The sequence below is a fragment of the Acidovorax sp. HMWF018 genome (assembly GCF_003061035.1).
Taxonomy (GTDB): Bacteria; Pseudomonadota; Gammaproteobacteria; order Burkholderiales; family Burkholderiaceae_C; genus Acidovorax; species Acidovorax delafieldii.
The window spans coordinates 1-5,664 of the sequence record NZ_QAIM01000312.1; the positions used below are offsets into that span (position 1 = coordinate 1).

Annotated in this window: 6 protein-coding genes; 2 read left to right on the top strand and 4 right to left on the bottom strand. The window is 67.5% G+C overall.

The genetic code is table 11. The annotated features are described in order from the left end of the window. Both DBR23_RS11800 and DBR23_RS11805 read left to right on the top strand, forming a co-directional pair. Positions 1-214 (top strand): VF530 family DNA-binding protein (locus DBR23_RS11800; protein WP_108498368.1); only part of this gene is annotated, 214 nt, incomplete at its 5' end. After that, on the top strand, positions 211-720 hold the full coding sequence (locus tag DBR23_RS11805) for a hypothetical protein (RefSeq protein WP_099729783.1): 510 nt from the start codon (positions 211-213) through the stop codon (positions 718-720). The genes DBR23_RS11800 and DBR23_RS11805, both read left to right, overlap by 4 nt. On the opposite strand, the gene DBR23_RS11810 is transcribed toward DBR23_RS11805, so the two are convergent. The 4 genes from DBR23_RS11810 to DBR23_RS11825 all read right to left on the bottom strand — a co-directional run. Then, entirely contained in the window at positions 686-1,645 is a 960-nt protein-coding gene (locus tag DBR23_RS11810) for an alpha-E domain-containing protein (RefSeq protein ID WP_055400923.1), read from the bottom strand. The two genes, DBR23_RS11805 and DBR23_RS11810, sit on opposite strands and share 35 nt — an antisense overlap. Then, positions 1,639-1,785, bottom strand: coding sequence for an alpha-E domain-containing protein (locus tag DBR23_RS11815; protein ID WP_108498369.1), 147 nt, complete (start codon positions 1,783-1,785; stop codon positions 1,639-1,641). The genes DBR23_RS11810 and DBR23_RS11815 overlap by 7 nt, the downstream gene beginning before the upstream one ends. Positions 1,786-1,787: 2 nt before the next feature. Continuing rightward, positions 1,788-3,335, bottom strand: a complete 1,548-nt coding sequence (locus tag DBR23_RS11820) for a circularly permuted type 2 ATP-grasp protein (RefSeq protein WP_108498370.1) — start codon at positions 3,333-3,335, stop codon at positions 1,788-1,790. Positions 3,336-3,420: 85 nt separating this feature from the next. Beyond that, on the bottom strand, positions 3,421-5,664 hold a 2,244-nt coding region (locus tag DBR23_RS11825), incomplete at its 5' end, for a DNA internalization-related competence protein ComEC/Rec2 (RefSeq protein ID WP_233250408.1).

Sequence of the window (5,664 nt, forward strand, 5' to 3'; positions counted from 1 at the left end):
GCATGGCGTGACACTCGAAGCCATGGTCTTGGGCCTGGCCGACTACTTTGGCTGGGATGAGCTGGGGCGGCAGATTCCCATCCGCTGCTTCCAGATCGACCCCAGCGTGGGCTCCAGCCTCAAGTTCCTGCGCAAGACCCCCTGGGCGCGCGAGAAGGTCGAAAGCCTCTACCTCTTCATGTTGCGGGACCAGCGGCGCAACGCGCAAGAATGACCAGCGATGCGCGCAGCCGTACCGCAAAAACGCCCAATCAGGCAGCGCATTCGGCACAGCTGAGCGCGCGGTATCGCAACTTTCTGGTACCACTGCTGGCGCTGGGCGCCATGGGCGGTTTCAACGCGCTGCTGGTGGCCCGGTCTGGAGCCGGTGATGCAGGCTGGTGGCCGGTGGCCTGGCTGGCCACCGTGTTCCTGGGGGTGTTCTTCAGTGCGGCCTTCATGGCGATGGCGGGCCGCCGCAAGCTGCCGGTCGCCTACGGCATCGCGGTGGGCACGCTGGTGGGCCTGGGGCTTACCGCCTGTGGCGTACTGCAGGCCCACCTGCACGCGCCGTGGGGTGCAACCCTGCCCGCCTGGTTAGCGTGGTTCAGCAGCCCCCAGGCAAGGGCCTGGCTGGGCTCTCCCTGGGCCCCGCTGCTTCCCTACGCAGCAGGGCTGGCCTGGCATGGCGCCGCCCTGCTGGTTTTCAATCGCCGGACGTCACCAGAAAATCGCGGCTGATGCCGCCACCCAGGTCGTTCACCCGGTCCAGGAACTGCGTGAGGAACGCGTGCAGCCCGGTCGCCAGGATTTCGTCGATGCGGCCGTACTGCAGGTCGGCCAGCAGGCGCCCTGCCCTGCGGCTGGTCTCGGCGGACTGCCCGTTGGCCAGCACCGCCAGGTTGTCCACCACCTCCCGCAGGCACGCGTGCAGCGAGCGCGGCATGTCGCGGCTCAGGATCAGCAGGTCGGCCACGCGGCCCGGCGTGATCACGTCGCGGTAGACCTTGCGGTACACCTCGAACGCCGACACGCTGCGCAAGATGGCGCTCCAGTGGTAGAAGTCGCTTTCCTGGTTGCGGTCACTGGGGCGGCCAAAAAAGTCGTTCTTGACCGCGTGGAACTTCACATCCAGCAGGCGCGCGGTGTTGTCCGCGCGCTCCAGGAAGGTGCCCATGCGCAAGAAGTGAAACGCCTCGTCCTGCAGCATGGTGCCCAGCACCACGCCGCGTGAGAGGTGCGAGCGGTACTTCACCCATTCAAAGAACTGGCCTGGGTCGCGCTCGAACGCGCCGCCTTCCAGTTGCCGGTGCAGTTCCAGCCAGGTCTGGTTCTGCGTTTCCCACACCTCGGTGGTGAGCGCGCCGCGCACGGCCCGCGCGTTCTCGCGTGCGGCGCGCAGGCACGACAGGATGGACGACGGGTTGTTGCCGTCGTGCACCATGAACTCCAGCACGTTGGCGGGCGTCACTTCACCATGCTTGGCGGTGTAGGCAGGGATCAGCTCGCTGATGGACAGCAGGCCCTCCCAGCCCTTTTGCGCCACATCTGCAGCCTGGGGCAACAGGGAGGTCTCATAGCTCACATTGAGCATTCTTGCTGTGTTCTCTGCCCGCTCTGTATATCGGGACATCCAGAACAGATGATCGGCAGTGCGACTTAGCATTTTTCCTCCCCGGGCAGAGAACCCCGCGCGTGCTGCGCACGCTGGCTGAGTTGTGGCGGAACCCCGCTTTCGGCGGCGTTTTCAGCTCGCTCGGTGTAGCGGGACATCCAGAACAGATGGTCGGCGGTGCGGCTCAGCATGTTCAGAGGCTCCCTTGCGATTGACTTTGTGACTGACCTTGTCCCTGCGATTGCGACTGGGATTGCGACTGGGATTGCACGGCCTTGGGTTGCGCTGTGGGCGTACCCTCGCCCAGCACCCAGGTGTCCTTGGTGCCGCCGCCCTGCGACGAATTCACCACCAGCGAGCCCTCTTGCAGCGCCACGCGCGTGAGGCCGCCAGCGGCCATCTGCACCTCGCGACCGCTGAGCACAAAGGGGCGCAGATCGATGTGGCGCGGGGCAATGCCGCTTTCCACATAGGTGGGGCAGCTTGACAGGCTGAGCGTGGGCTGCGCGATGTAGCCCGCCGGGTTGGCCAGCAGCGCACGGCGAAAGTCCTCGATCTCGGCCTGCGTAGCGGCAGGGCCGATGAGCATGCCGTAGCCGCCCGCGCCGTGCACCTCCTTCACCACCAGATCCTTGAGGTTGGCCAGCACGTGCTGCAGGTCGTCCTGCTTGCGGCACATCCAGGTGGGCACGTTCTTCAGGATGGGCTCCTCGCCCAGGTAGAAGCGGATCATCTCCGGCACATAGGGGTAGACGGACTTGTCGTCCGCCACGCCCGTGCCCACAGCGTTGCAGATGCCCACGTTGCCCGCGCGGTAAGCCTCCATGAGGCCGTAGCAGCCCAGGGTGGAATTGCGGCGGAAGACTTGGGGGTCGAGGAAGTCATCGTCCACGCGGCGATAGATCACGTCCACCCGCTGCAGGCCGCGTGTGGTGCGCATGTACACGAACTTGTCCTTGACCACCAGGTCCTGGCCCTCCACCAGCTCCACCCCCATCTGCTGGGCCAGGAAGGCGTGCTCGAAGTACGCACTGTTGTGCATGCCGGGCGTGAGTACCACCACCGTGGGCTCATCCGCCGTGGCGGGGGCGCTGGCGCGCAGGGTTTCGAGCAGCATGTCGGGGTAGTGGGCCACTGGCGCCACCTTGTGCAGGCTGAACAGCTCGGGGAACAACCGCATCATCATCTTGCGGTTTTCGAGCATGTAGCTCACACCGCTGGGCACGCGCAGGTTGTCTTCGAGCACGTAGTACTCACCATTGCCCTGGGCATCAGGGGCGCGCACGATGTCGATGCCTGCGATGTGCGCGTAGATGTCTTGCGGCACATGCACGCCGGCCATCTCGGGGCGGTATTGCGCGTTGTTCAGGATGAGGTCGGCGGGCACGATGCCGGCGCGGATGATGTCCTGGCCGTGGTAGACGTCGTGGATGAAACGGTTGAGCGCCGTGACACGCTGCACCAGCCCCTGCTGCATGCTGGCCCACTCGTGGGCCGGAATGATGCGGGGGATCAGGTCGAACGGGATCAACCGCTCGTTGCCTGCGCCGCCTTCATCCTTGGCGCCGTAGACGGCGAAGGTGATGCCCACGCGCCGGAAGATCATCTCGGCTTCGGCCCTGCGGGCCTGCATCACGTCAGGGGGCTGTTTGCTCAACCACTGCGCATAGCGCTTGTAGTGTTCCCGCACGTCGCTGCCATCAAACGGCAGCATGGCGTACATCTCGTCAAATTTCTGCATGAACGGGCCTCCTGCGATCAGGATAGCAAGTTGTGAGCCCACCCCCGCCCAACACCCCTGGCGGCGCTGCGCCATCGGCCCCGAATCAGTCGTCCCGTGGCACCATGCGGTGCTGCCAGTAGCGCTCGCCGGTGTCGCGTTCGCAGGCCACCTGCCCAGGCTGCGACGAGGACCAGCGGGCGGCCCCGCAGCGCGACGATTCCACCACCGCAATCTGGCGCGCACGGTAGCGCTGCAGCACATCCGGCGCCGGATGACCGAAGCGGTTGCGATAACCAGCCTGCACCAAAGCGGTGCGCGGCTGGACAGCTTCCAGAAAAGCCGCCAACGACGAGGTCTTGCTGCCGTGGTGCGGCACCAGCAACAGGTCGGCCCGCAAGGGCGCGCTGCGCGCCAGCAAGGCTTGCTCCTGCGGTGCCTCGATGTCGCCCACCAGCAGGGCCGTCCCGCCCTCGGGCCCGGCGGCCGTGATGCGCAGCACGCAGCTGAGCGCATTGGGACGCGGGGCCTTGGCCGCCACAGGGGCCTCGTCACCGGGCAGCGGATGCAGCACCTCAAAAGCCACGCCATCCCACTCCCAGCGCTGGCCTGCCAGGCAGGGCCTGCTGGGGCGCAAGCGCTGCAGGGCATGCTCGGCTTCGATGGAGCCGGTCAGTTCAGCGCCCGGCTGCTGGGCCAGCACGGCCGCTGCACCGCCCGTGTGGTCGGCATCGCGGTGGCTGAGCATGAGCACATCCACCTGCTCCCCCAGCGCCCGCAGCAGCGGCACCAGCACGCGGTGGCCCGCATCGCTCTCGCGGCTGAAGCGCGGCCCTGCGTCATACAGCAGGGTGTGCGTGGCCGTGCGCACCAGCACGGCATTCCCCTGGCCGATGTCGGCGGCCAGCAGCTCCAACTGCCCCGCGACCGGCCGCTCCGGCTGCCACCACAACACCGGCAGCAGCAGGGGCAACGCCAGCAAACGCAGGCGCCAGGGCAAGCGCATGGCCAAGAGCGCGCCCCCAGCCACCGCCGCCACGCCCGCCCACAGCGGCGCGGCAGGCAAAAACACAGCGGCCCAGGGCCACTGCCCCAGCCACTGCAGCAACGCGGTGAACGGCTGCAGGCTGAGGGCCGCTGCACTCCACAGCGGCGCCCACAACACGCCCCCCAGCGCCAGCGGCGTGACCACAAGCGTCACCCAGGGGATGGCCACCAGGTTGGCCACAAAACCCACCAGCGACACCTGGCCAAACAGCAGCAAGCCCAAAGGCGTGAGCGCGAGCGTGACCACCCATTGTTCACGCACCAAGGCATAAAAACGGCCTATAGCGCTAGTACCAATTGCCTCAGCAGCTATCGGATTAGTAGCAAACAGCACGCCCACCGCCACAAAGCTGAGCCAGAAGCCTGCCTGAGCCAATGCCCACGGGTCCAGCACCACCACGGCCCCACAGGCCAGCAGCCACACCTGGGGCCAGGGCCAGCGGCGCCCGCTCAGCTGCAGCAGCCCCACGATGGCCAGCATGGTCACCGTGCGCTGCGCGGGCACGCCCCAGCCGCTGAACAGGGCGTAGGCCGTGGCCAGCAGCACACCCGACACCAGTGCGGCGGATTGCGCAGGCACCGCCAGGCTCAACCGGGGCGAGCGCCGCCACAACGCCCGCACCACCAGCGCCGCCAGCCAGGCGAACAGCGTGATGTGGAGACCCGAAATGCTCATGAGGTGGGCCACCCCGGTGGCACGGAACACATCCCAGTCTGCACGGTCAATGGCACGCTGGTCGCCGGTGACCAGCGCCGCCACCACGCCCGCCGTGCGCGTGCGGGTGGGGTCGGCGATGTCATTGCCCGAGCCATCCTGCCCGAATACCAGGCGCTCCAGGATGGCGTCCCGCACACGCTGGCGCAACTGCTCCACCGGGTACTGCCAGGTGGCGGCCACACGCACCGGCGGCTCGTCCTTGGGGCCCGCGCGCACGTAACCCGTGGCCTGCAGGCCCTGCTCCCACATCCACAGTTCGTAGTCAAAACCATGCGGGTTGCGCAGGCCATGGGGCGCCTTCAGGCGCACGGTAATCTGCCACCGCTCGCCCGCACGCACCGGGGCGGGCTGGCGCTGCAGGTCCAGCACCTCGCCCGCACCGCCGAAAGCGCTGCCATACCAGGCCACATCCACCAGGGGCGGCAAGGACACCGGCGCGCCCTGCAGCGTCGCCCCCTCCACCACCATGCGCCAGCGGGTGCCCGCCTCGTTGATCTGCGGCATGGCGGCCACCACGCCGGTGATGCGCAGGTCCTTGCCCTCCAACGCTGCCGGCAATGCCTGCGCCTGGTAGGCCACGGCCCG

What these genes read in the sequence shown, in the direction of transcription:
- DBR23_RS11805 (WP_099729783.1), top strand. Translation starts at nt 211, where the DNA reads ATGACCAGCGATGCGCGCAGCCGTACCGCAAAAACGCCCAATCAGGCA.
- DBR23_RS11810 (WP_055400923.1), bottom strand. Translation starts at nt 1,645, where the DNA reads ATGCTAAGTCGCACTGCCGATCATCTGTTCTGGATGTCCCGATATACA.
- DBR23_RS11815 (WP_108498369.1), bottom strand. Translation starts at nt 1,785, where the DNA reads ATGCTGAGCCGCACCGCCGACCATCTGTTCTGGATGTCCCGCTACACC.
- DBR23_RS11820 (WP_108498370.1), bottom strand. Translation starts at nt 3,335, where the DNA reads ATGCAGAAATTTGACGAGATGTACGCCATGCTGCCGTTTGATGGCAGC.